We start from the raw sequence: 276 nt of genomic DNA on the forward strand, positions 1-276 counted from the left end.
CCTTCAACCCCCGCTTCTTCGTGGGGCACTTCTTCGTGCCCAAAAGCGAGGAGGGGCGGGTAGAGGAGTTCTTTGCCCTGTTGAGCCGGGAGGGGCAACGGCTCGGGGTGCGCCCCTTGCACTTCCGGCGGGGCGAGGTGGTGAGCGAGGTTTTGGGGCCTGTGGGTCGGCGCACGGAGCCCCTCTTCCTCCAGGTGGCGGGGCTTTCCCCGGACGGGGACGCCCCCCTGTGGGAGCTTGGCCTGAGGCTCGAGGCCCTCTTCCCCGTGCACGTGG

Annotated in this window: 1 protein-coding gene; it reads left to right on the plus strand. The window is 69.6% G+C overall.

What is annotated here, in order from left to right:
- On the plus strand, window positions 1-276 hold a 276-nt coding region (locus AC01Y6_RS02815; RefSeq protein WP_476670173.1), incomplete at both ends, for a hypothetical protein.

The sequence above is a fragment of the Thermus sp. genome, from assembly GCF_056332225.1.